This window comes from Williamsia herbipolensis, from assembly GCF_000964005.1.
In the GTDB taxonomy this organism is placed as follows: domain Bacteria; phylum Actinomycetota; class Actinomycetes; order Mycobacteriales; family Mycobacteriaceae; genus Williamsia_A; species Williamsia_A herbipolensis.
In genome coordinates this window covers 1-1,551 of the sequence record NZ_JXYP01000046.1, presented here as the reverse complement: position 1 = coordinate 1,551, position 1,551 = coordinate 1, and the positions used below count along the sequence as shown (strand labels likewise).

The window sequence follows — 1,551 nt, the reverse complement described above, 5'->3', positions numbered from 1 at the left end:
CCCTGGTGGCGATGGATTCCACCGCGAGGCTGTTCCCGAGCGGGCTCAAGCACTTCCTCGACCTGCGCGACGAGTCGTGCCGCATCCCGTACTGCGATGCACCGATCGCCGAGTACGACCACGCCGATCCCCATGCCCGGGGTGGTGACACCTCGGCATCGAACGGTGGCGGCATGTGCCTGGCGCACAACCGGGCCAAACAGAACCCGGGTTGGCGAATGACCACCGCTGATCACACCGACACCACCCGGCACACGGCGACCGTCACCACACCCACCGGGCACGCCCACGTCTCCCGAGCCCCGGCGCCCCCGGGTCACCACGACGAACCCGTCAGCCTCATCGAACGGCAGCTCCGAGCGCTGCTCGACGCCGCCTAGACCACAGCCGGTGATCGCTTCGCTCTGCGCGTAAGTGCTGGTCAGCGAGACGTACGCGCTGTAACAGTCGAGAGATGGAGCTGCTCGTCCTCGGTGGAACCGGATTCCTCGGGCGCGCACTGGCCGCCCGCGCCCAGCATCGTGGCCACGACGTCACCTGCTTGGCCCGAGGCACACGACCACCGCACCCCGGTGTTCGCTTCGTCGGCGCCGACCGCGACCGGGACGACGGGTTGTCAGCGGTCTCGAACCGTATGTGGGATGCCGTCATCGACCTCATCTCACAACCGGTGCACGCCAGACGAGCGGTGCGAGACGTCCGAGCGCGGCATCGGAACTATGTCTCGTCGAGCAGTGTGTACGCGCAGTCGAACGTGCCGGACCGATCCGAGTCGGCACCCATTCACCGACCCCTGGCGAGCGGAATGATTACGAGCCTCGACGACTACGGCGCCGCAAAGGCCGCGTGCGAGCAGATTTACGCCGACGCGGGCGAGTCGTCGACCATCGTCCGTCCCGCACTGATCGGCGGGTTCGGGGACCAGTCGGGTCGGTCCGGCTATTACCCATGGCGGTTCGCGAACCCCACAGGCGCGGATGTCCTGGTCCCCGACGGCACTTTCCCCACAGCTCTCGTCGACGTCGACGATCTGTCGGAGTGGCTACTTCTCTGCGCATCGCGCTCCGACCGCGGAATCTTCAACGTGGCGGGTCGCACCACCGATCTCGCGGAGGTGTTCGCAACCTGTCGGGTGATCGTCGGTTCGCCGGCCCGGGTTCGGTCGGTCGCCGACGATGCCCTGCTCGCGCAGGGAGTCGCCCCTTGGGCGGGGAAGCGATCGTTACCCCTGTGGGTTCCCGATCCCGATATGCGCTTCGTGGCGACGCTGAACTTCGACCTCGCCCGTAGTCGAGGATTCGAGTCGAGGCCACTGCGCGAGACACTCGCCGCAGCATTGCGATACGAGCACCAGCGAGCGGGCGCCCGACCGGCTGGGCTCACCGACGACGAGGAGATCGAACTCCGAGCGCTGCTCGACGCTGCCTAGCCCGGATTGTTCACGAGAGTTGAGGTCGTTCGGCGTGTGAAATGACGGAAGTGCCTGTCCAGCAGGGATAATGGTGATTGCTGAAGTCAACATTTTTCCGAACTGGGAGGCACTCCGTAGGT

At 66.2% G+C, this 1,551-nt stretch carries 1 protein-coding gene and 1 pseudogene; both read left to right on the top strand.

Going from position 1 to position 1,551, the window contains the following annotated elements:
* Nucleotides 1–380, top strand: a pseudogene (locus TU34_RS22070) (HNH endonuclease); the annotation flags it as partial.
* Between the two features lie 74 nt (nt 381–454).
* Nucleotides 455–1,429 carry an NAD-dependent epimerase/dehydratase family protein gene (locus tag TU34_RS22065; RefSeq protein ID WP_045825085.1) on the top strand — a complete coding sequence of 325 codons (975 nt, stop codon included), beginning with the start codon at nt 455–457 and terminating at the stop codon, nt 1,427–1,429.
* Nucleotides 1,430–1,551: the final 122 nt, after the last annotated feature.

Coding starts and splice junctions, on each gene's coding strand:
- TU34_RS22065 (WP_045825085.1), top strand. CDS start 455: ATGGAGCTGCTCGTCCTCGGTGGAACCGGATTCCTCGGGCGCGCACTG.